The organism is Kribbella jejuensis (genome assembly GCF_006715085.1).
GTDB classification, from domain to species: Bacteria; Actinomycetota; Actinomycetes; order Propionibacteriales; family Kribbellaceae; genus Kribbella; species Kribbella jejuensis.
The window spans coordinates 32,373-54,349 of the sequence record NZ_VFMM01000002.1; the positions used below are offsets into that span (position 1 = coordinate 32,373).

The following is a 21,977-nucleotide window of genomic DNA, read 5'->3' on the forward strand; positions in this document are numbered from 1 at the left end:
GCGATGGAGTCGGGGACGCTACTCACTACGGTGGGCCGTGCGGGGGTGCTGTTCGGTAAGGCCTGGCCGCGTCTACTAGCGGTCTTCCTGGTGGCGCAGTTGGCGCACAGGGGCCTGCAGTGGGTCGCGGTGCAAGCAGGGGCGAAGGCAGAGGCAGCCGGTATCGCCGTACTGGCGCTGCTCGTCGTCGTGTCGCTGGCGATGTACGTGACGATGTTCTTGGTGCTCCGGAGCGAGCTGCCGTTCCACCGGCGGGCTGTGGCCGAGGGCATGCTCGCGCCGGACGGCATGGAGCCTGGCCGCGAGCACAAGCCGCTTGACGCGATCGCCGCGGCGTTGCTGCCGTTCCTGGCGTTCTACGCGGCCTACAAGTTCCTGCAGAACGAGGCGCTCAACTACGAGTACCAACTGGCCGTCAAGAAGGTCAACGACGTCGCGGCCACCGTTCTGACCGGCGGTACGGTGCCGCAGCAGTCGGAGGGCCTGCAGTCGCTGTCCACCTGGTTGTTCATCGGCCTGGGCGCCACGGCGTACCTGCTCCGCTTCGTGTTCAAGAAGTGGAAGAAGGAGAAGGAAGGCCCGGTACGCAAGCTGTTCGTCACGTACCTCGAGGCGCTCTGGATCTTCGTGGTCGTGTACCAGGCCACGTCCGTGATCCCGCCGCCGATGACCTGGTTGAAGCAGCGCGTCGCCTGGCAGTGGCTGCACGACGGGTACACGTGGGTGCTCGACCACGTGCTCGGTGTGAACCAGGTACGCGAGGTGTGGGACTCGGTCACCGGGTTCATTGCCGCGGGCATCGGTGACCTGTGGAGCGCGGCCGTCCTCCCGCTGATGTGGATCACGATGACCGCGGTCATCTACGGACGCGTCGTACAGAAGCTCGAGAAGCCGCGCTGGCGGTTCGACCGGCTGACGCACCGCTGGCAGCAGACCCCGCGGATCGTCCGGGTCGCCGGGAACTCGGTGGTCGCGGACTGGAAGGACCGCTGGACTCCGGTGGTGGAGGCGTTCCGGCTGGTCGTCCGCTCGGGGCTGCGGCCGATGCTCGGGTACTTCCTGGCCTGGGCGGTCGTCACGTTCGCGGCCAGTGGCGTGTGGATCGCGCTCAAGCTGTGGGTGCTCGGACCGCACACCCTGCAGTTCTGGGAGGTCATCGACGAGCCGCTGAGCCTGCTCACCGACGGCCTGAAGATCATGCTGCAGGTCAGTCTGCTCGCGGCGGCGTACGACCGGATGATCGGCGGCCTGGCCGGCTACCTGAGCCAGCGCACCCGTGCGGTCCACCAGCAGCCGGTCGGCGACCACGGTGTCACCGACCTGAGCGCGGCTACCTCGGGAATGCCAAGTACTGAGGAAGTTTCGTAGCCCAGGTGATCATCGGCTGGACGCTGCCGGCCACTGACGTGGGTACGACGAAGATCGCGACCGTCTCGAACGGCTTCCCTGCCACCGGCTTGAGGTAGTACTGCGCGGCTGCACCACGCCAGCTCTCGGGCTTGTCGTCAGAACCGCCAGTGCAGCCGGTCGGACGGTCCTGGTAGTCGTCGGCGACCACGGTCTCGTCCCAGATGCGCCCGTCCGGGGCGCGGAGATGCATTGTGCAACCAGCGAGGCCGTCGAGCGCAGACAGCTTGTCCACCTGCAGCCGGAAGTACACGCGGACCCGGGTGGTGTTGGGCGGAAGCTTGTCATCGAGGCTGTTCCCGGCGTCGACCGGCTGCGGGTCCTGATCGACGCTCGCGCCGTACCAGGTGGCGCCGTTGTACGCCGTACCGCCTGCTGACACCACGACGGGTTTGCGGGGCTCCGCGTCGTACCAGGACTTGTAGTCGCTGTGCGTGGTCCACCAGCCGGTGAACGGGATCGCCACGGCGAGGGTCGCGAGCGCGACCGTGTTCTTCCGGAACCAGCCGCGGCGGGCGCGGCGCGCACCGGTCATGTGTCGCTCGCAGTGGAGAGCGTGACGACGTCCTCGAGTTTGGGCGCGTCCTTGCCGAGTGGGACCGTGACCTGCGGTTCTAGGTCGTTCAGGATCGACTTCTCCATCACCAGGAACGTTGCCCCAGGCACCTTGTCGGCCGGCATCTCGACCACGAACGAGCCGCGCACCGGGATGTCCGGCGAGAACTGCGACCCGGTCAGGTCGACCTGGTCGAGGCCGCTGCGGTTCGAACCGAGGTACGTGACGCCGTCCGCGGACCGGATCTTCACGCCCAGGATGTGGATCGGCTCCCGGGTCGCCGTCACGGTCGCGTCGACGACCACGAAGTCGGTCAGGCTGTCCCGGTCCGGTGTCGAGTTCGGGATCCGGAGCTTCTTGCCGACCCGGACGTCGTTCACTGTGAGGTCGAATCGTGGCGTCTTGACCGCGCGTCCGACGATGCCCTTCACCGGGGTCGGGTCCTGGATGTCCTTCTGCGTCGGCGTCCATCGATACAGCGCGACGATCGTGACGAGAACGGCAAGGGTTAGGCCGATGTTGGCGAGCTTGCGGCCGGTCATTTGCGGTTGTCCTTCACCTTGACCGTGGAGTCCGCGACGATCTTGTCCGGGAGCCACTTCTCGTGGTGGTCCAGGATCGACTCGTCCTCGTGCTCGTAGCCCTGCACGGTCAGGTCGACCTCGGTCGGCAGCTTGGTGCCCTTAGGCAGCTGCCAGACGTACGCGACGTCCTCGGCCGCGTCCGGGGTGAGGACCGGGTTCATCGTCGCGTCGCGGAGGTTGGTCGAACCCATCGGCTCGGCGGTGTCCTTGACGCCGGGCACGCCGATCAGCCGGATCAGGTCCGGCGGCGGCGTCGTACCGGTGTCGTCGGTCACCTTAAGCTTGGTCACGATCGCGATCAGCACGCCGCCCGGGTCCGGGGTGAACAGCGGCTTGAGGTCCGGCACGATCACCGCGCGCTGGATGGTCACCTCGAACTGGCCGGCGTCGATCGCCGTACCGGGGTCCACCTGCGGGATCTCGTCGCCGGCCTTCTTCAAGCCGCCGAAGATTGCGGAGATCGCCAGCAGGACGACGCCCGCGCTGATCGTCCAGGTGCGGACCGAGCGGCCGCGCACCTTGAGGTCCTTGAACTCCGGAAGTTCCTCCGGTTCTTGTTCCTGCGTTCCCCCGGTCCCCGTTTGCTGCACGCCGGAAAGCCTAACCAGCAAGAGGGCCGTGTCAGTCGCTCGGCCGGCCGCGGAGCCGCTTGGTCTCGCCGCGGCGCTTCTTGTCGTCCAGGCGGCGCCGTACCGACGCTTTGCTCGGCTTGGTCGGCCGGCGCTTCCGGGGCGGTGGAGCGATCGCCTCGCGCAGCAGCACCGCCAGTCGCTCGCGTGCGGCCTCGCGGTTGCGCCACTGCGACTTGTACTCCGAGGCCGCGATCGTCAGTACGCCGTCCACCAGCCGCGACTGCAGCCGCTCCAGCGCACGCGTCTTCAGTACGTCGCTCAACGCCGTCGTACCGGCCACGTCGAAGCTCAACTCGACGCGGCTGTCCGTGGTATTCACCGACTGCCCTCCCGGCCCACTGGACCGGGAGAACCGCCACATAAGCTCCCCCTCCGGAACCACAACCCCCGCCCGCACAGTCACTCCACTCTCCACGCGTCCATTAGACCCGCAGGTGGTTCTCAGTACGTGAAACGGGCGGTTGAATCGTGGAGGGAGGGTCGTACCGTGGGTAGCTGTGAGTCTTGGACTGTGGGTGCTGGTCGGTGCGGTGGTCGCCGGTGTGGTGCTCAGTGTGCTCAAGGCCTGGGTTGACGGGCGCTTTCGTGGGAAGAGCGAGGACGACGTGGAGCGGGTGACGGCCGCGGAGGTCGGTGGTGAGCTCGGGGAGCGGGCGACGCTGCTGCAGTTCTCGTCGGCGTTCTGTGCGCCCTGCCGGGCGACCCGGCGGACGCTGGCCGAAGTCGAGGGTATGGTCGACGGCGTACGGCACGTCGAGCTGGACGCCGAGTCGCACCTCGAGCTGGTCCGGCGGTTGGACATCCTGCGGACGCCGACCACGCTGATCCTGGACGCCACCGGAGCCGTGGTGAAGCGCGCCAGCGGAGCACCCCGGAAGCCGGACGTGATCGCCGCGCTCGCCACCGCGATCGAGCGCCAGCCGAGCTGACCCCGTCCGGTACGCGCCATCGGATGGCGCGCGCCCCTCGGCGTAGGCGAGACTCTGCGGGTGAGCTCTCAAGCAGCAGGTTGGTACGACGACCCCGAGGACCCCGCCCAGCAGCGTTACTGGGACGGCACCGCCTGGACCGACCACCGTCGCCCGCAGCCGAGCCCACAGAGCCCGCCGCCGTTCCGGCCCGCCCAGCACGGCCAGGTGTACGGCAGCCAGCCGCCGGTGCAGCCGCAGCCGGAACCACGCTACGGCCAGCGACTGCCGCAGTACCAGCAGTACCCCCAGCAACCCCAGTACGGCCAGTACGCGGGCCAGCAACCGCAGTACGGCCAGTACGGCCCGCAGCATCCGCAGCAGGGCTACGGCTATGCCGGTCACGGGGCGAAGGTTGCTCCCGATGGACAGCCCCTGTCCGGCTGGTGGCGGCGGGTGTTCGCCAAGATCCTCGACAGCATCATCGCCAGCGTCATCGGCCTGCCGCTGACCGGCTACTTCTACTACCAGTACGGCCATGCGTTGAGCGGCTACTTCCACGAAGTGATGCGCGCCGCGGAGTCCGGCAGGCCCGCGTCCCCGATGGCTTTCCCGCCTGAGCTCTTGAAGTGGATGGTTCCGATCACGCTGATCGGCTTCGTGGTCTCGTTCCTCTACGAGTACCTGTTCCTCACCAAGAAGGGTGCGACGCCGGGCAAGATGGCGCTCGGGATCGCCGTCCGGCACATCCCGGTGCCAGGCCGGTTCGTCTCGACGCCTCCGCCGGGCAGCGCCGTCGCCAAGCGGTACGGGTTCCAGCTCGGGCTCAGTGCGCTCGGACTGGTCCCGATCGTCGGTACGCTCGCCGGTTTCGCCGCGCTGCTCGACTACCTGTGGCCGTTGTGGGACAGCAGGCACCAGGCGTTGCACGACAAGGTGGCGGACACGTACGTCGTCCGCGTGTGATCCACCATGTGATCAGTTGTCTCAAGTAGTGGGACCAGAGTGGGTGTGCCCGGCCAGGTTCCGTAGTCTCGTTGCGTGGTTTACACGACATGGCTGACCAAGCGCAGGGCAGTGGACAACTGCCGGATGCGCTCGTCGCTGTGTCGACGCCGCTGACCAGGCGGCGTCCCGAGCGCTGCGGAACCGGTCGCTGAGCACGGTTCCGCGTACGTCGTCTCCCGCACACTCGGGCGGGTTCCGGCTCGACAACCTCCTTCACCGGGAGTCGTCATGTCCGAACAACACGTGACCCCGAACTCGACCCGGCAGGTCGATCCACGGGGTCTGCGGTTCGCGGCCGCCATCACCACGGTGGTCCTGGCGTTGACGCTGGTCCTGAACAACCCCTGGCCGCTCGCGGTGCAGGCCGTGGTCTTCGCGATCTCTGTCGCGTTCGGCGTCCAGGCCTCGCCGTACGGCTGGCTGTTCAAGCGGTTGGTCCGGCCCCGGCTCGGCAAGCCGACGGAGCTGGAGGACGCGGCCCCGCCGCGGTTCGCCCAGCTGGTCGGCCTGGTCTTCGCGATCGCCGGTCTGGCCGGTTACCTGACCGGTGCGACCGTGCTGGGAGTTGTCGCCACGGGATTCGCCCTGGTGGCCGCGTTCGTGAACGCCGCCGTCGGGCTCTGCCTCGGCTGCGAGGCCTATCTACTGATCCACCGCATTCGTACGCCATCCACCGCTACCAACTGAGAGGCAGCACCACATGAGCAGGGAATCCGCGCTCGTCTCGGCCGACTGGGTCGAGGAGCACAAGTTCGACGACGGCGTTGTCCTGATCGAGGTCGACGAAGACGTCTCGGCGTACGACGCCGGCCACATCGCCGGAGCGATCAAGCTGGACTGGAAGAACGACCTGCAGGACGCGGTCCGCCGCGACTTCGTGAACCAGGAGCAGTTCAGCGCGCTGCTGTCCGAGCGTGGCGTGAAGAACGAGGACACCGTCGTGCTGTACGGCGGCAACAACAACTGGTTCGCCGCGTACGCGTACTGGTACTTCAAGCTCTACGGCCACGAAGACGTCCGGCTGCTCGACGGCGGCCGCAAGCGCTGGGAACTGGACAGCCGCGAGCTGACCGACGAGGTCGTCAAGCGCGAGGCCACCGAGTACACCGCGAAGGCCCCGAACCTCGACATCCGCGCGTTCCGCGACGAGGTCAACGAGGCGATCGGCGTGAAGAACCTCGTCGACGTCCGCAGCCCCGACGAGTACGCCGGCCGGCTGCTCGCCCCGGCGCACCTCCCGCAGGAGCAGGCGCAGCGCGCCGGCCACATCCCGACCGCGGCGAACATCCCGTGGAGCAAGGCGGCCAACGACGACGGCACCTTCCGCGCCGACGACGAGCTCAAGCAGCTGTACGCCGACGCCGGGGTGGACTTCGGCAAGGACACGATCGCGTACTGCCGGATCGGCGAGCGCTCGGCGCACACCTGGTTCGTGCTGCACGAGATCCTCGGCCAGCAGAACGTGAAGAACTACGACGGTTCCTGGACCGAGTGGGGTTCGCTGGTCGGCGTACCCGTTGCCCTCGGCGACGAGCCCGGAAAGGCGTGACCCATGTGCGGAGCTAAGCAGGGCGGCCTCGACCTCAAGGGTGTCGACGTCGACAAGGAAGCGGTCATCCAGGGCCAGGTGCTGCGCGGCGAGGAGCCGGTCGGCGGCGCATACGTACGGCTGCTGGACAGCACCGGCGAGTTCACCGCCGAGGTCCCGACCTCGGCGACCGGGCACTTCCGGTTCTTCGCGGCGCCGGGCAACTGGACGCTGCGCACGCTGGCCCCCAAGGCCCAACCGGTCGACCGCCAGGTCGTCGCGCAGTACGGCGAGGTCGCGGAAGTGGCCGTCACCGTCTGAGGTGTCGTTCGTTACACAAGGTGCCACTCACACCAGAGGGTGGCCCACCCTGAAGTAAGCACCGAAGGGCCCGGACCTTGCGCGTCCGGGCCCTTCGGCATGCCCGGAAGTCGTTGTACTGGAAGGGATTTCGGTCATCATCCGGCAGTTACGGGGTCTGCAGAGAATCTCAGCAGCCGGGCGGCAATGTAACGGTTCGGTCTCGGAGCGCCGTCATCTCGTTACCTACCGCAGTCGCCTGAGTTGTGTCTGTGTCCTGACCCGCGATTCGGGTCACGTCATCACTCAGGGAGGAGGGGTCAATGCGACCCCGCATCGGATACAAGAAGCTCGCTGCCGTCGGAGTTGCGGCGGTCGTCGGCGTAGCTTCTACGATCGCGCTGACCTCGGGTTCGGCGTCCGCCTCGCCGGTTTTCGGATACAGCGGTTACTCGTACGGCACTGACGTCGAGTCCGGTTTGGCGAACAGCGGCCCGCAGGTCATGAGCAAGTTCGGTTGCACCACGGACGCCACCCGGCACGACAGCAACGATCTCGCCACGGCGAACGTGAACAACCAGGCGATCGCGCGCACCGTGCGGACGGAAACGCACGCTTTCAACGACAAGAGCGGGACGGGCGTGCAGAGCAACGCGTCCGCGGTCGACATCAAGCTCGGCAACCTGCTCACGCTGACGGGCGTGAAGACGACCACGACGGCGAAGTACTCGAAGGGCCAGCTGTCCTACACCGGCAACACCACCTTCGCGGGCGTGAAGATCGGTGCGGTCTCGGTCCCGTCGCTGCTGGCGCCGAAGTGGAACACCAAGGTCGCGGTCCCGGGCCTGGGCTACATCGTGCTGAACCGTGTCGGCGGCGTGAAGACCGCGTCGGGCATCTACTCGTACGCTCAGGCGGTCGTGCTGCACGCGACGGTCAAGAACCAGTACATCCCGCAGGGCGTCGACGTCGCGATCCTGAAGACCCGTGCGGAGATCTCGAAGCCGGCCACCGCGCTGGTCATCGGCGACGCGTACGGCACCAAGGCCAACGCCGACAAGCTGGTCGTCTCCGGTCCCACCTCGCTCCAGACCACCTGCCAGGGTACTGAGGGCAAGACGGTCCGGGTCGCCATCGGCGAGCTGAACATCCCGAAGGTCGCCTACGTCGGTGCGGTGTACACCACCAAGAACGGCGCCATCGGCACCAACAAGTCCTACATCAACTTCACCTCGCACGTCGCGGGCGTGAAGGTGGGCAGCCTGTCCATCGGCGCGATCGAGTCCTCCGCCTCCGCGTGGAAGACCAAGGACGGCAAGGCGGGCGTGAGCTCGTCCTCGCAGATCGCCTCGATCACCGTCGGGCACAAGACCTACCGGGTCCCGACCGGCGAGAACGCGACGCTGGACATCCCGGGTATCGCGCGGCTGACCTTCAACCAGGTCATGCGGCAGAAGCGGTACATCTCGGTGAACGCCCTCGTCATCGACGTCTACAGCCTGAACACCAAGGTCATCGTCGGCCACTCGGCCGCCGGCGTCGTCAGCTGATCACGGCAGACACCGTCTGAAACACGTCTGAGTCGAACCTCACCGACCCAGAGCACCGGCCCCCGGATCCCACACGGATCCGGGGGCCGGTGCCGTTATGCGTCCAGGATCAGGGTGACCGGGCCGTCGTTGACGAGGGCAACTTTCATGTCGGCGCCGAAGATGCCGCGTTCGACCTTCGCGCCGAGGTCCTGCAGTGCGGTGCAGAACGCGTCGTACAGCGGCTCGGAGACCGGGCCCGGGGCCGCGGCGCTCCAGGACGGTCGCCGGCCCTTGCGCGTGTCGGCGTACAGCGTGAACTGGCTGATCGCGAGGATCGGCGCCTGTTCGTCGGCGGCCGAGCGCTCGCCCTCGAGGATGCGCAGCGTCCAGATCTTCGCGGCCAGTGCGGCCGCCTTCTCGGCGGTGTCGTCGTGGGTGACACCGAGCAGGATCAGTAACCCGGGCCCGTCGATCGCCCCGACCACCTCGCCGTCCACGGTGACCGACGCCTGACTGACTCGCTGTACTACGGCTCTCATGGGAACATCTTCTCCTGCAGGAGATCGTCCGGTGATCGGACCCTGCGACCGGCAAATATCCGTTTCGCGACCCGATCTGGCAGGATTCGTCCATGGCGTCGACTCTGATCACTGTTGCTCCCACCGGTGCCGAGACCGCGAAGGCGGACTGCCCGGCCCTGCCGACCACGCTCGACGAGCTGGTCGAGACGGCCAAGCGCTGCGAGGCGGCCGGCGCGGCGATGATCCACATCCACATCCGCGACGGCGAGCACAAGCCGACCCTGGACCTCGGCCGGCTGACCGAGACGGTCGCGGCGGTCCGCGAGAACACCGCGCTGATCGTCCAGCTCTCCACGGGCGGCGCAGTCACCGATCCGTACGAGCGCCGCCTGCGCGTCCTGGACGCCGCACCGGACTCCTGCTCGCTGACGATGGGGACGGTCAACTTCGGCGACGACGTGTTCATGAACCCGTGGCCGTTCGTGACGCAGCTGTTCCAGCTGACGCAGGAGCGGGAGGTCGTTCCCGAGTTCGAGCTGTTCGACCTCGGTCACGTCGCGGCGCTGCACCGGCTGCTGGACAAGTACGGTCTGCCGTACGGCGGACGCGTGCACTGCGACCTGGTGATGGGCGTACCCGGTGGCATGCCCGGTACGGCGGACGCGCTCGTTGCCGCCGTCAACGCTCTGCCCGACGCCGTCACGTCCTGGTCCGCCACGGGCATCGGCCGTACGTCGCTGACGGTTGCCCTGGCCGCCCTGTCGAAGGGCGGCAACCTCCGGGTGGGGATGGAGGACACCCTGACGCTGGCGAAGGGCGTACCGGTCACCCACAACGCCGAGCTTGTCGAACGAGCCGCCTCGCTGGCGACCCTGGCTCAGCGGCCTCCGATGTCGCCGGACGAGGCCCGCACCCTGCTCAACGTGAAGTAGCCGACGGCACCGATCAGCACAATTGTTGCTTCCAGCAATAACCAGTCGCGGAGGTAGTCGCGGGGGAGCACCGTCGGATTGACGCCGGTGCCCTGCCGCAGCAGCAACGGCACCGCGACCAGGGTCGTGACGCCGACGCACACCAACGTCGCCCGCACCACACCGATCGTCCGATGCGCTCCCGGGCGCCGCGACCAGTTCACCACCAGCCAGCCGACCCCAATGCTCAGCGGGGCGAGCACGAAGTCGTCCACCACCACCGCCCCGCCCAGCCACAGAGGCAACCGCACCAACCCATGGACGTCAACGCTGTGCAACAGCTTCCAAACGCCCCACAAGGCCATCAGCACGCCGACGGCAACCAAAGAGATCCGGGTCTTCACGCGACGACCTCCAATCGATGAACCCACTTGGTCTGGAGAACGCCCGGCCGGTTGGGCGCAATGATCCGCGCCGGGAAGCCGTGGTCGAGTGCGAGCGGACTCCCGTTCAACTGCAGTGCCAGAAGGGTCAGCGGATCCGCAGCAAACTCCTCCGGCAACTCACTGGTCGCGTAGAACCCACCCTTCTCCATCGACACCACCCGTACCCGTGACTTCGCCGGCGCCCCGCACAACGCGAGGAGGTCCCGGATCCGTACTCCCTCCCACCGAGCTCCCTGGCTCCACCCCTCCACACAGGCGATCGGCAACGCCGACCGGCTCTGTGGCAGTGCCCGCAACTCGTCGAGGGTGTAGGACAGTTGCCGAGGGCCCGCGATCGTGAACCGCCAGTCGGCGTCGATCCCGGTGACCCCGGCCGCTTCCGCCGTACGGTTCACCGGCAATCCCTGCGGCCCGATCCCCGGCTTGCGCGGCGCGAGTACGGCGACCGAGCCGAGCGGCGTCAGGGACTGGCCGACGGTCGTGACGCCGATGAGCGCGGCGGCGCCGGTGACGGTACGGAACAGGCCGCGGCGGGTGAGGCCGGTGATCTCGGGCGGGAGCGACTCCGGTACGGGTTCCGGCGTACGGCGCCAGTGGGCGCGGATCAGCGGCAGTTTGACGGCTATATGGACCAGGAGCGCGCCGACGATGACCCATGCGAGCGCGTAGTGCGTCTGGCGGAACGGGAACGGCCACGGGTACCACTGCAGGGTGTTGACGAAGCCGATGAACAGTTCGAGTGCCATCGAGGAGACCAGGACCAGGATCGACAGGCGCTCGATCAGTTGGCCGACGGCCTTCAGGTCGGGCTTCGCGAAGAGCTTCGGGTAGACCGTCCAGAGCTTGGCGAGCAGCAGTGGTACGGCGACGGTTCCGCTGAGCACGTGCAGGCCCTGCGTGACGCGGTACAGGTTGGCCGGGCGACTCGGTACGGGCAGCCAGCCCGGGGTGTCCTGCAGGAAGTGGCTGTAGAGACCGGTCAGGAAACAGATCACCACAGTGGTCCCGAGCCACCGCCCGAGCACCGTCGCGACCCGTGGATGGTGCAACGGCGACCGGAACGTGGGGACTGCCGGAAGCTTCATGTTTCCACTACAACCCAGCCGCGGGCGTGCGAACGGCGTACAGCGGTTACTGCTCGCGAACGGTGGCGGCGGAACCAGTTATCCACAGGTCTGCGTCTGTACGTCCGCGGGTGGCACCGATCGGGGCATACTCTGGGCAAACTTCTCTGGGCAAAACTTGACGAAGGGAGTGTGGCGGCGTGAAGACGCAGGAGCGGTCGTTCGACGACGACGAGCGCGCGATGGCGGACCTGGCCGAGGTCGCCGACTGGCGTCGGCTCTGGGGTCCGCCGGCCACCGGCACGGACGCGATCCGTGCGCTGGTCGACCGCGTCACCGCTGCCACCGGCTGGCGTCCGTGGGCGCCGGGCAACATCGACCCGGACCGTTTCACCTGGGGCCTGGTCACCCAGCGGGAGACCGTGATGCTGGTGCTCCCGGACGCGGTGCTGCCGGAGAGTCCGCGGTCCGGCTGGGCGGCGTACGAGATCGCTCCGTCGGAGCTGGCGCAGGCCGAGGAAGGCCTCGACACGTACTGGCCCGAGCAGCTGCAGCGCGCCCGCAGGTTCTGGGGACCACCGGTGTACGTCGGTCCCGGGTACGACCCGCGCATTCCACCGGAGTGGCGCGGCCGCCGTCGGCACCTGGCGGTCTGGCTCCGGCCGGGCGCCGAGTTCCATCTGTATGCGTCCCAGCCCGGCCCGGACGATGATGCGGCCGGCTTCGGATACTCCGTCTATGCCAGCGAGGTGGCGTGATGTCGATTCAATCAGGCGATCACCACGTCGACGAGGTTCTCGCGGGGCTGCACCAGGGCCTGGCCGAGGTGCGACGTCTCTGGCAGCAGGCCAGGAATCTGCTCGACCGCTGGCAGCGTGGCCGCACGTCCGTTGAGGACCTACTCAACCGGCGGACCTGGGACCCGGAACTCGACCGCGCCATTCCCCCGCAGGAGAACCAGAGCCAGCAAGCCGAGTTCGCCGCGCTGCAGGCGTACGAGCGTGACCTGGCTGCCCAGGTCCAGCAGTACGAGGCACGGATCGCGGAGTTGGAGAGTCAGCGCGACCAGAGCCTGAACGACGACCTGGACCGGGACGGGATCGACGACCGGGTCCAGAACCGGACCGATCGCGACCGCGACGGTATCGACGACAACGTCGAGGATGACGAGCGGGCGGCCGAGGACATCGAGGACGCCCACGACCGGGACGGCGACGGGATCGACGATGCCGTCCAGGACCGCCAGCAGGACCAGGCCGAAGCGGACGCAGACCGACAGCGCCGCCAGGACCAGGAACGCCAGTCCCGCGAAAACGCCGAGCCCGGCCTCGACCCGACCACCACCGCCGAAGCCGCAGCCGGCACGGCGGTCGCCGCCGAGGCCGTCGACGAGGAACTGGGCGAGCCTGGTGTCGACGCGAACGCCAGGGATCAGGCGATCGACTCCGAACAGCAGGCCGGCCCTGAGGCGGCGCAGTCCGACGGGAACGTTGTGTCGATCGGGCAGGGCGACAACAGCCAACAGAACGTCGTCGACTGGAACCCCGAGCGGGACGGCCACCACATCGACGCCCAACCGAACACGGTGTACCGGGTCCAGGGAGAAGGAGGCGTCAGCTTCAGCTACAACGGCGAAGCGGAGCAGGACAGCCCCGGCATGGACATGCAGGACATGGGGCGAGACGCCGCCGACGCGAACCGTGAATCCATCAACGTCGGCAACATCTCCGGCAACAACCAAACCTTCGTAGTCGACCAGAACGGCGTCCACGAAGGCATCCAAGACGGCGACAGACTAGTCGCCGACACCCGCCAACCAGCCCAGCAAACCCAGCAGGTCCAGAACGGTCAGCAGACCGAAGCGGGCCAGCATGCCGAACAGACCCAGCAGGGTCAGGATGGTCGGCAGGCCGAACAGAGCCAGGAGGGAGAAGAAGCTCAACAGGTCCAGCAGACCCAGCAGGCTCAGGAAGGCCAGCGGGTCGAGCAGGGCCAGCAGGGACAAGAAGGTCAGCAGGTCCAACGGGATCAGCAGGGCCAGCAGGTCGAGCAGGGTCAGCGGGCTGAAGTCGGGCAGCCGGGGCAGGACGGTTTGCAGGCAGGGGACGGTCGGCAGTCGGCGCAAGGGCAGCAGCCGGAGGAGGCGGTGGATCAGCCTGCGTTCCCGACCGCCGGGGATGCGGCGGAGGCGAACCGCGTCCAGCAGCAGAGCCAGACGCAACAGGGTGGCCAAACCACTCAGCAGGCAGCACAGGTCGAAAACCGGGAAGCACAGGAGAAGCCGGTGCTCGACGGACTGCGTACCGAGAATGCCGAAAACCGGGCGAAGAATCCTCCGGCCCGGTCGCAGACCGAGATGTCCCCCGACGAGATCGATCAACAGCACCACGTGAACGCGGGCCTCCCGTCAGCCGCGGAAGCCCCCGGATACGACAGCGGCGAACTCGCCAACGCAGGCTCCAGCGGCCAGCGCGACTACGCAGACCGCGCCAGAACCCAATCCTCCCGATCCCCAGACCGAGGCAACGACGGCCCCGGCCTAAGCAGGTAACCCACCCACCGCCCGCCGCCGACCCAATCCAGCGGCACGCGGCGCCGCGGCACACCCACCGCACCCACAGCACGACCGCACCGGCGGCACCCACCGCACCCTCCGCACCCAGGCACCCAAGCCCGCCACGAGACGCCACCCGACAGAAACCCCTGCGAGGGGACACTCCGCAGCGGTGCACCTGCCGGCGCATCCGACGGGTGGGCACCTGAGGGTGGATCCCGTCGGCGGGACGCCCCGACGGCACATCCCAGCGGCGCCACGCGCCCGGGGCACCCGGCGGCGCACGCGCTCGGGTCGACCCCAGGCAACCCCAGCCGTCAACAGACACCGCCCACCACACCGACGATCCACCTGCGAGGGGACACTCCACAGGCGGACCGTACGTAGAGTGCGCCGCGCCGCTTGGATTCGCTGTCGAGCGTGCCGCCCGTGGGATGCACCGTCGAGCCTCCCGCCCGCGATGCCAGGCGCGGCATCCCACACGGCTGGGCCGCCCGTCGTGGTGCCGCCCGTGGTGTGTGCCTACGGGCGTGTCGCTCGGGATGCGCGTCAGGCATCCGGCCTGTGGAGTGTCCCCTCGTAGGTGGGTTGCACACCCGACGGACCGCACGCCACGGGCGCGCCCCGGCGGGTGGGGATCGCTGGTAGGCGGTTGGGGTCAGTAGACGATCGCCTGGGTGTTGTTGGTGAGGATTTCTTCGGTGAAGGTGGGGGCGCCGGCGATGCGGGTGCCTGGGCGGAGGTCGGGTTGCGTGAGGGCGCGGCGGTTGGCGCATTGGGTGCAGACGGTTAGTTGACCGCCTTCCAGGACCGCGGTGAGTAGGTCGGTGAGTGGGGCGGCGTGTGGCAGTTCGAATGTCTCGGCTCGGCCGGGTACGGCGAACCACACCGCTTCGCCGGTCAGCCAGAGTGAGACCGTTGCCCCGGCGGCGACTGCGGAAGCGGCGACGGTGAAGGCCTGGTTCGCGCGCTCGGGTTCGTCGGCGCCTGCGGTCAGCTTGATCACCAGCGTTCGAGACATCCCGTTAAAGTAGCCCGCCCCGAACGAACAACGGCGTGCGGGATCTCACGTGAGGGTCGCCGTACGCATCCTCTAGACTGACCGGGTGCTGCATGTTGTGTTCACTACGTTGCTGATTCTGGTCTGTGTGTTCATGGGCTGGTTCTCGGCGTTTGTCGTCTACCGGTTGTACCGCGGTCGCGGTGCCAACTGAGTGGGCTGAGTGATCGCATGGCGTTCGAGATTTCGCAGGATCTGCATCCGGACCTGATGCCGCTCGCCTGGCTGGTGGGGCGTTGGGAAGGGCGCGGGCACGGGGATTACCCGACGATCGAGAAGTTCGAGTTCGGGCAGCAGATCGACTTCACCCACAACGGCAAGCCGTACTTGCACTACGTCAGTCAGACGTACGTGGTCGGCGAGGACGGCACCAAGGAGCGTCCGCTCGCGGTCGAGACCGGGTTCTGGCGGCCGCAGCCGGGCAACAAGCTCGAGGTGATCCTGGCGCACCCGACCGGGATCGCCGAGATCTGGTACGGCGACATCGACGGCGCGAAGATCGAGCTCCAGACCGACGTGGTCGCCCGCACCACCTCCGCGAAGGAAGTCACCGCCGGCCACCGGCTGTACGGCCTGGTGAACGGCGAACTCCTCTGGGCCTACGACATGGCCGCCGAAGGCCAGTCACTCCAGCCCCACCTCTGGGCAACCCTCGTCCGCTCATAGGCCACGCGCAGGGCAAGCGTCCTCGCGGATTCGCACGTCAGAAGCCCAGATCCGGGAGCCGGACCGGGCTTCCGCCGCTGTGTTCGTCTCAGACCTTGGGGTGCTTCGGGGTGATCCGTGTCGCGACCGAGGTCCAGCTGATGACGTCGCCGCTCTTCAACGGCATCGGGTCGCCGTCGCCGTTGAGCGGTGCTGTCACCGTGGCGACCTCGCGAAGACCGATGAACTGACCCGTCTTCGCGTCGATGATCAGCTCCTTGCGGATCCCCCACAGCTCCACCAGCCCGATCGCCCGGCCGACCTTCCCGTCCAGATTGACCGCGTTCGGAAGGAGCTGGATGTTTCGGATGCCGCGCAGCGCCTTGTACAGCGTGGCCCGCCGCTCCGACGTCGCGAAGCCGGACACCAGGATGCTCCCGGCGCGCTCGAACGCCCGATAGTCGCCCTGTGCCGGAGCATCACCCAGCCCGGGCCAGGTGTGGTCGTTCTTCCGCAGCGCCGCGAGCAGGGCGGCCGGGTCCTGGGGCAGCCGTGCGACGAAGTCGGCCGACGGATTCATCCAGCCGGCCTTGCAACCGTTCGTCGTGCCCTGCGCCTGGACCACAACGGCACCGCCGGTCAGGACGGCACAGGCGTCCGCGGTCTGGATCTTCTGCGGCTTGACGTTGAGCGGGTCGGTGCGGTGCCAGAGCTGCTCGGCGGCTTTGCTGGAGAACTCCTGCTTGGCGCCGAGCACCGAGATTGCGGTGAACGGCGGCCGCTGGGTGGACGGAACCCACCAGTCGCTGACCGAAAGGCGAGTGCCGTGGTATTCGTTGCGCGGACCGAAGTTCCATCCTTCCTGGCTCCGCTGGGTGACCCGTCGGTACTGGCCGGCCGGGATCGGTGCGTCCGGGGCACTCGTCGACTGGTCGGCGGCGGTCGCCAGGAACGTGCCGGCGTCAGCCGCCGCCCCAGGCGCGACCGTCCCGTCATTCTTGGTGACGACGTCGTTGACGAGGAAGCCGGCCGCCAGCGTTCCGGCGAGGGCACCGGCGAGCACCATCCGGCGGGCCCCGGTCGAGCGGCGCTTTGCAGGTTGCGGGGTCAGCACCCTTTGACGGGCGCGGGCGAGGACCAGCGGGTCGGCCGGCGGTACGTCGTGGTTCAGGCGCTTGAGCGCATCGATCTCGGTCATGAGCGGTTCTCCTGGAAGCCTGGGCCCAGCGCGGCGCGCAGGACTCGACGGGCACGGTGCAGGCGGGACGCAACCGTCCCGGCGGGGATGTTCAGGGCAGCGGCGATCTCGGGATAACTGAGGTCTTCCCACGCGTAGAGCAGCAGGACGTCCCGGTCGGTCTGCCGGAGGCCGGCCAGTACGCCGGCCAGCGCGCGCGAGGTCGTCTCCGCGTCGACCCGGTCGGCGACCTCGGCGGAGAGCAGGTCCGCGCCGTCCGGCGCTGCGCCCGGGGCGGAGCGCGAGTACGCCCGGTACTGGCGGATCTCGTCACGACGCCGGCGGCGGATCAGATTGGTCGCGATGCCGTACAACCAGGGCATCACGCCAGACGGCGACTCACGGTAGCGGTCCCGACGCTCGAAGGCGATCAGGAAGGTTTGCGCGACGAGGTCGTCCGCCTCGCCGGTGCCGAGCCGGCGAGCGATGTACCGATGGATCGCGGGAGCGTGCAGGTCGAACAGCACCGCGAAATCCTCCGGCGTCCGAAGGCTCGCGGAGTCGAGATCCGGGTCGGCGGACCGGCTCGTCCCACCGGGTACGGCGGTCTCCGCCGCCGGTATCCGACCTGGTATCGGGGGCGGACTATGGATCTCAGGTATGCGTTCCCGACCGAGAGACGCTGTCAGCGGTTGCTTCATACCTGTTTGTTGTCCGGTCCCCGTGCAGCGCTTCTCAAAAATCTACTCGCCGAACACGCCTCAACTCTCGGCCACCCACGAGTACTCGACCTTCGGTCGGCCGCTGCGTCCGTCGTAGCGCTGGGTGCGCAACGCCTGACCCTGATCGGCCAGGTGTTCGAGGTAGCGCCGCGCCGTGATCCGCGACGTACCGAGCGACGTCGCGACCTCCTCGGCGGTCCACCCCTCCCGGTTCGCCAGTAGCTGCACGACCCGGTCGAGCACGCCGCCGGCCAGCCCCTTCGGCACCGACGAGACGGTTGCCGGATGCAACAACCGGTCGACCTCGTCCTGGTCCGCGACGACCTCGCCGAGTGCGGCGGCCCGGCGTTGCCGTGCGTACGCCGTCAACCGGTCTCGCAGCGTCTCGAACGCGAACGGCTTCAGCACGTACTGCACCACGCCGATCCGCGCCGCAGCCTGCACCGCCGCGACCTCCCGGGCCGACGTCACCGCGACCACGTCCGTTTGGTTGCCAAGGGCACGCATCCGCCGGACGATGTCCAGCCCGTGCCCGTCCGGCAGGTTCATGTCGAGCAGTACCAGGTCCAGGTCGCCCCGCGCGAGCACCTGCAAGGCGCGTCCCGCTGTACCGGCGACGCCGACGCAGGTGAAGCCGGGCAGCCGGTCGACGTACGTGCGGTGCGCCTCCGCGGCGACCGGGTCGTCCTCGACGACCAGTACGCGCAGGTCAGGCACTCGTGCTCACCGCCCGCGGCAGCCGTACCCGCACGGTCAGCGCGGGTACGTCGTCCAGCTCGGAATCGGGATCGACCATCAGCGAACCCTGCCACCGTTCGACCGTACTGCGCACCAGCACGAGCCCGAGACCGTGTCCCGGCTCGGCCTTCGTCGTCCAGCCGCGCTCGAAGATGTGCGCCAGCTCCACCGATCCGAGTTCGGCCCCGGTGTTCGTCACGACCAAGTCGATCGAGTCCGCCAAAGCGGCTGCCCGGAACTCCACCTTCCGCGGCGCCGGGCCGCCGCGCGCGGCCTCGATCGCGTTGTCCAGCAGGTTTCCGACCACGGTCACCACGTCCTGGGCCGGCAGCCGGGTGTTCAGCGTCTCGTGCCCGAGGTCCAGCGACAGGACCACACCACGCTCCTGTGCCTGCGACAACTTTGCCAACAGCAACGACGCGAGGACCGGGTCGCCGACGGTCCCGACGACCCGATCCGTCATCGCCTGCGCGAACTGCAACTCCGACACCGCGAACTCCCGGGCCCGTTCCGGCTTGCCGATCTCGATCAGGCTGACGACGGTGTGCAGCCGGTTCGACGCCTCATGATTCTGCGCCTGCAGCGATTCCGCCAAACTCCGTACGGCGTCCAGCTCGCCGAGCAACCGCTGCAGCTGGGTGTGGTCCCGCAGCGTGACGATCCGGCCGCGGCCGGACGGCTGCTGGTTCACGACGACCACGCCCTGCGCCCCGAGGTGCAGTTCGTCGTACGCCGTACGCCCGGACGCGAGCAGTTCGGCCAGCGGTGCGCCGAGGGGCAGCTCCTCCAGCGGCGTACCGGGTGCTACCGCACGGAGCCCGAGCAGCGTCAGCGCCTCGTCGTTCGCGAGCTGTACGCGGCCGGCGACGTCGAGCAGGATCAATCCTTCGCGCGCGGCGTGCAGGACGCCTTCGTAGAAGTCGAGCATCCGCGCCAGCGACTGCGTTCCCATCCCTCGGGTGGCCCGCCGTACCCGCCAGGTGACGAGCGCGTTGCCGGCGATCGCGACGCCGAGCATGAGGCTGGCGATCCCGAGCATCGAGCGCAGGTCGAGCCGCACGAGCTCCCACCAGCTAGGAGCGGCCAGACCGCTCACCGCGGCGTCCCGGACGGCTTGCGCGCGAGAGCGGCTCACCAGCACGATCCAGACCATCGCAATGAGTACTGTCGCCGTGACGGTCTGCAACCAGAAGACCTGGCGGCGCAACTCCCACGACCGACGTTTCATGCCGATCAGTCTGCCCCGAACTCGCGCAGCGAACGATATGAACGAAATGCGCACTTCTCCTGTGCGTCACGTCACAGTTACCCACTAGGTGCCTCTGAGGTACCAGCCACCCCTCCGCCAGGCCGATACAGGAGTCCACCAATGTCGAGCCCGACCGAACCCCGCCCGACTCCGGTGCGCAACGACCGGACCCACTTCCTCTACATCGCCGTCATCGTCGCCGTCGCCCTCGGCGTCGGTGTCGGACTGCTGTTCCCGGCCTTCGCGGTGGAGCTGAAACCGCTCGGCACCGGGTTCGTCAACCTGATCAAGATGATGATCAGCCCGATCATCTTCTGCACGCTGGTCCTCGGCATCGGCTCGGTCCGCAAGGCCGCTAGCGTCGGCAAGGTCGGCGGTCTCGCGCTCGTCTACTTCCTGGTGATGTCGACGGTCGCGCTCGCCATCGGCCTGGTGGTCGGCAACCTGATCCACCCGGGCTCCGGGCTGAACCTGACCGACAAGCTGCGCGAGACCGGCCAGAAACAGGCCGCCGGCGCGCACGCGACCACGACCGACTTCCTGCTCGGCATCATCCCGAAGACGATCGTCTCCTCGCTGACCGAGGGCGAGGTCCTGCAGACCGTGCTGGTCGCGCTGCTGATCGGGTTCGCCCTGCAGGCGATGGGCGCCAAGGGCCAGCCGATCCTCGACGGTATCGGCCACCTCCAGCGGCTGGTCTTCAAGGTGCTCTCGATGATCATGTGGGTCGCGCCCGTCGGTGCCTTCGGCGCGATCGCGAACGTCGTCGGAGCGACCGGCACCGACGCACTCGTCAGCCTGGGCAAGATCATGCTGGCCTTCTACATCACGTGTCTGATCTTCGTGGTGGTCGTGCTCGGCACGCTTCTTCGCGTGGTCACCGGGATCTCGATCTTCCAGCTGCTGCGATACCTCGGCCGCGAGTTCCTGCTGATCGTGTCGAGCTCGTCCTCGGAGACCGCCCTGCCGCGGTTGATCGGGAAGATGGAACACCTCGGCGTCGACAAGTCCGTCGTCGGTATCACGGTCCCGACCGGGTACTCGTTCAACCTCGACGGGACCGCGATCTACCTGACGATGGCGTCGTTGTTCATCGCCGAGGCGATGAACCAGCCGTTCTCGATCGGGCAGCAGATCTCGCTGCTGCTGTTCATGATCGTCGCCTCGAAGGGCGCGGCCGGTGTCACCGGTGCGGGCCTGGCCACGCTGGCGGGCGGGCTGCAGTCGCACCGGCCGGAGCTGGTCGACGGCGTCGGGCTGATCGTCGGGATCGACCGGTTCATGTCCGAGGCCCGGGCGCTCACGAACTTCGCCGGGAACGCGGTCGCGACCGTCCTGGTCGGCCACTGGGTCGGCGAATTCGACAAGGAGCAGGCGAAGCAGGTCTTCGCCGGCAACGACCCGTTCGACGAGGCCGCCTTCGCCGCCGGCGACACCCACGCCGGCGACGCCCACGACACTGGCGCCCCGACCCCTGTCTCGGCCCGCACCGCCGACGTCTAGACCATCTGTCCCACCCCTCAAGCACTGCCCGCCGAAGCCACAGCCCGGCGGGCAGTGCGCTGTCCGGACCGCCCGACCGTCACCAACGCCCGACCCGGATTACTTCCCGTGCAACAGCTCGACGACCGGCGCGAGGTCTTCGAGGTACGTCGCGTTGACCGAGATGTACGACGCGCCGAACTCGTCCCGGCGGCGCTGCAGTTCGTCGGCCATCTGCTGCGGCGTACCGCGCAGCATCATCAGCGAGTCGCTCGCCTCCAGTACTTCGGGGTCGACGCCGGCCGCCTGCTTCGTCCACGGCGGCAGCTCGCGGGTACCGGCCGCGAACAGGTTCATCGCCAGCTCGATCTCGTCGGCCCGCGCACCGGCCAGCTCCTGCAGGTCCCGAACCAGCTTGGCGACCTCGGCCCGCGGTGTCATCGCGTCCTTGGCGAGGGACACGATGTCGGCCCGTGCGGCGGCCAGTGCGAGCGCCCGCGGTCCGCCGGCCGCCAGCATGATCGGTGTCTGGCGGTCGCCGTCCAGCTCGACCAGCAGATCCAGGGTTTCGCGGACCTGGTCGCGGCGCTGCTTCGCCGAACCCCACGGCAGCCCGAGCTCCGCGGTCTGCTGCTCCGCGACCGGGCGCCCGGTGCCGATGCCGAACTCGAACCGCCCGCCGGTCAGCACGGTCAGCGTGTGCGCCTCCCAGGCGGCCGCCCGCGGCGTACGCAGCGGAGCCGCGGCGACGAACGTACCGACGCGGATGTCCGCGACCGCGGCCGCCATCGCCAGCGACGGGAACGGCGACGGCAGCTGCAGCCCGTCGGGCATCAGCACGGTCGAGTACCCGGAATCGGCCGCCTGGCGCACGGTCTTGGTCCATGTCGCGCCGGTCGTCGGGCTGCCGACCACCCCGAACCTGAATGCTTTCATCGTCCCGCTCCCTCCGA

At 68.3% G+C, this 21,977-nt stretch carries 25 protein-coding genes; 12 read left to right on the forward strand and 13 right to left on the reverse strand.

Annotated features, from left to right (window positions below; genetic code table 11):
* The first annotated feature begins 3 nt into the window (after window positions 1-3).
* Window positions 4-1,368, forward strand: a complete 1,365-nt coding sequence (locus FB475_RS20050; protein ID WP_238332452.1) for a hypothetical protein — start codon at window positions 4-6, stop codon at window positions 1,366-1,368.
* Here FB475_RS20050 and FB475_RS20055 read toward each other — a convergent pair.
* The 4 genes from FB475_RS20055 to arfB are packed head-to-tail and all read right to left on the reverse strand — an operon-like array spanning window position 1,331 to window position 3,594.
* Window positions 1,331-1,942 (reverse strand): hypothetical protein, encoded by a 612-nt coding sequence (locus FB475_RS20055; RefSeq protein ID WP_141858114.1) that lies wholly within the window; start codon window positions 1,940-1,942, stop codon window positions 1,331-1,333. The two genes, FB475_RS20050 and FB475_RS20055, sit on opposite strands and share 38 nt — an antisense overlap.
* Window positions 1,939-2,505: a DUF4352 domain-containing protein gene (locus FB475_RS20060; RefSeq protein WP_141858115.1), complete on the reverse strand. Its 567-nt coding sequence runs from the start codon at window positions 2,503-2,505 to the stop codon at window positions 1,939-1,941. The genes FB475_RS20055 and FB475_RS20060 overlap by 4 nt, the downstream gene beginning before the upstream one ends.
* Window positions 2,502-3,137, reverse strand: coding sequence for a hypothetical protein (locus FB475_RS20065; RefSeq protein WP_141858116.1), 636 nt, complete (start codon window positions 3,135-3,137; stop codon window positions 2,502-2,504). The genes FB475_RS20060 and FB475_RS20065 overlap by 4 nt, the downstream gene beginning before the upstream one ends.
* A 31-nt stretch (window positions 3,138-3,168) precedes the next feature.
* Entirely contained in the window at window positions 3,169-3,594 is a 426-nt protein-coding gene (gene arfB, locus FB475_RS20070; protein WP_141858117.1) for an alternative ribosome rescue aminoacyl-tRNA hydrolase ArfB, read from the reverse strand.
* 82 nt (window positions 3,595-3,676) lie between these two features.
* Here arfB and FB475_RS20075 point away from each other — a divergent pair, with 82 nt between their 5' ends.
* From FB475_RS20075 to FB475_RS20100, 6 genes are all read left to right on the forward strand, one after another.
* On the forward strand, window positions 3,677-4,108 hold the full coding sequence (locus FB475_RS20075) for a TlpA family protein disulfide reductase (RefSeq protein ID WP_141858118.1): 432 nt from the start codon (window positions 3,677-3,679) through the stop codon (window positions 4,106-4,108).
* 60 nt (window positions 4,109-4,168) lie between these two features.
* Window positions 4,169-5,053: an RDD family protein gene (locus FB475_RS20080; protein WP_141858119.1), complete on the forward strand. Its 885-nt coding sequence runs from the start codon at window positions 4,169-4,171 to the stop codon at window positions 5,051-5,053.
* A gap of 270 nt (window positions 5,054-5,323) precedes the next feature.
* A complete protein-coding gene (locus tag FB475_RS20085; RefSeq protein WP_141858120.1) occupies window positions 5,324-5,782 on the forward strand; it encodes a DUF4395 domain-containing protein in 459 nt (152 codons plus the stop codon).
* Between the two features lie 13 nt (window positions 5,783-5,795).
* On the forward strand, window positions 5,796-6,644 hold the full coding sequence (locus FB475_RS20090) for a sulfurtransferase (protein ID WP_141858121.1): 849 nt from the start codon (window positions 5,796-5,798) through the stop codon (window positions 6,642-6,644).
* Between the two features lie 3 nt (window positions 6,645-6,647).
* Window positions 6,648-6,944, forward strand: a complete 297-nt coding sequence (locus FB475_RS20095) for a DUF1416 domain-containing protein (RefSeq protein ID WP_141858122.1) — start codon at window positions 6,648-6,650, stop codon at window positions 6,942-6,944.
* 302 nt (window positions 6,945-7,246) lie between these two features.
* Window positions 7,247-8,473: a choice-of-anchor P family protein gene (locus FB475_RS20100; protein ID WP_141858123.1), complete on the forward strand. Its 1,227-nt coding sequence runs from the start codon at window positions 7,247-7,249 to the stop codon at window positions 8,471-8,473.
* A 95-nt stretch (window positions 8,474-8,568) separates the two neighbouring features.
* Here the strand turns inward: FB475_RS20100 and dtd are convergent, their stop codons facing one another.
* Entirely contained in the window at window positions 8,569-8,994 is a 426-nt protein-coding gene (gene dtd / locus FB475_RS20105; RefSeq protein WP_141858124.1) for a D-aminoacyl-tRNA deacylase, read from the reverse strand.
* Window positions 8,995-9,086: 92 nt separating this feature from the next.
* On the opposite strand from dtd, the gene FB475_RS20110 reads away from it, so the two are divergent.
* Window positions 9,087-9,908 (forward strand): beta-keto acid cleavage family enzyme, encoded by an 822-nt coding sequence (locus tag FB475_RS20110; RefSeq protein WP_141858125.1) that lies wholly within the window; start codon window positions 9,087-9,089, stop codon window positions 9,906-9,908.
* On the opposite strand, the gene FB475_RS20115 is transcribed toward FB475_RS20110, so the two are convergent.
* A complete protein-coding gene (locus FB475_RS20115; RefSeq protein WP_141858126.1) occupies window positions 9,854-10,291 on the reverse strand; it encodes a hypothetical protein in 438 nt (145 codons plus the stop codon). The genes FB475_RS20110 and FB475_RS20115 overlap by 55 nt on opposite strands.
* Window positions 10,288-11,418 (reverse strand): molybdopterin-dependent oxidoreductase, encoded by a 1,131-nt coding sequence (locus tag FB475_RS20120; protein ID WP_141858127.1) that lies wholly within the window; start codon window positions 11,416-11,418, stop codon window positions 10,288-10,290. Before FB475_RS20120 ends, FB475_RS20115 begins: the two co-directional genes overlap by 4 nt.
* 179 nt (window positions 11,419-11,597) lie before the next feature.
* On the opposite strand from FB475_RS20120, the gene FB475_RS20125 reads away from it, so the two are divergent.
* Both FB475_RS20125 and FB475_RS38155 read left to right on the forward strand, forming a co-directional pair.
* A complete protein-coding gene (locus FB475_RS20125; RefSeq protein ID WP_238332302.1) occupies window positions 11,598-12,155 on the forward strand; it encodes a hypothetical protein in 558 nt (185 codons plus the stop codon).
* Window positions 12,155-13,948: a hypothetical protein gene (locus tag FB475_RS38155; RefSeq protein ID WP_141858128.1), complete on the forward strand. Its 1,794-nt coding sequence runs from the start codon at window positions 12,155-12,157 to the stop codon at window positions 13,946-13,948. Before FB475_RS20125 ends, FB475_RS38155 begins: the two co-directional genes overlap by 1 nt.
* A 661-nt stretch (window positions 13,949-14,609) precedes the next feature.
* Here FB475_RS38155 and FB475_RS20135 read toward each other — a convergent pair.
* Window positions 14,610-14,972: a DsrE family protein gene (locus FB475_RS20135; RefSeq protein WP_141858129.1), complete on the reverse strand. Its 363-nt coding sequence runs from the start codon at window positions 14,970-14,972 to the stop codon at window positions 14,610-14,612.
* 210 nt (window positions 14,973-15,182) lie between these two features.
* On the opposite strand from FB475_RS20135, the gene FB475_RS20140 reads away from it, so the two are divergent.
* The gene (locus FB475_RS20140) at window positions 15,183-15,677 is read left to right on the forward strand and encodes a heme-binding beta-barrel domain-containing protein (RefSeq protein ID WP_141858130.1); all 495 of its coding nucleotides are present in this window, start codon (window positions 15,183-15,185) and stop codon (window positions 15,675-15,677) included.
* A gap of 88 nt (window positions 15,678-15,765) precedes the next feature.
* On the opposite strand, the gene FB475_RS20145 is transcribed toward FB475_RS20140, so the two are convergent.
* The 4 genes from FB475_RS20145 to FB475_RS20160 form a co-directional block, all read right to left on the reverse strand.
* Window positions 15,766-16,854 carry a CU044_5270 family protein gene (locus FB475_RS20145; RefSeq protein WP_141858131.1) on the reverse strand — a complete coding sequence of 363 codons (1,089 nt, stop codon included), beginning with the start codon at window positions 16,852-16,854 and terminating at the stop codon, window positions 15,766-15,768.
* Window positions 16,851-17,360, reverse strand: coding sequence for an RNA polymerase sigma factor (locus FB475_RS20150; protein WP_238332303.1), 510 nt, complete (start codon window positions 17,358-17,360; stop codon window positions 16,851-16,853). The genes FB475_RS20145 and FB475_RS20150 overlap by 4 nt, the downstream gene beginning before the upstream one ends.
* A gap of 234 nt (window positions 17,361-17,594) precedes the next feature.
* Entirely contained in the window at window positions 17,595-18,272 is a 678-nt protein-coding gene (locus FB475_RS20155; RefSeq protein WP_141858133.1) for a response regulator, read from the reverse strand.
* Window positions 18,265-19,521, reverse strand: coding sequence for a sensor histidine kinase (locus tag FB475_RS20160; protein ID WP_141858134.1), 1,257 nt, complete (start codon window positions 19,519-19,521; stop codon window positions 18,265-18,267). Before FB475_RS20160 ends, FB475_RS20155 begins: the two co-directional genes overlap by 8 nt.
* A 141-nt stretch (window positions 19,522-19,662) precedes the next feature.
* Between FB475_RS20160 and FB475_RS20165 the strand changes: the two genes are divergently transcribed.
* A complete protein-coding gene (locus FB475_RS20165) occupies window positions 19,663-21,045 on the forward strand; it encodes a cation:dicarboxylate symporter family transporter (RefSeq protein ID WP_141858135.1) in 1,383 nt (460 codons plus the stop codon).
* A 99-nt stretch (window positions 21,046-21,144) separates the two neighbouring features.
* Here FB475_RS20165 and FB475_RS20170 read toward each other — a convergent pair whose 3' ends face one another.
* Window positions 21,145-21,960, reverse strand: a complete 816-nt coding sequence (locus tag FB475_RS20170; protein ID WP_141858136.1) for an LLM class flavin-dependent oxidoreductase — start codon at window positions 21,958-21,960, stop codon at window positions 21,145-21,147.
* Window positions 21,961-21,977 lie beyond the last annotated feature (17 nt).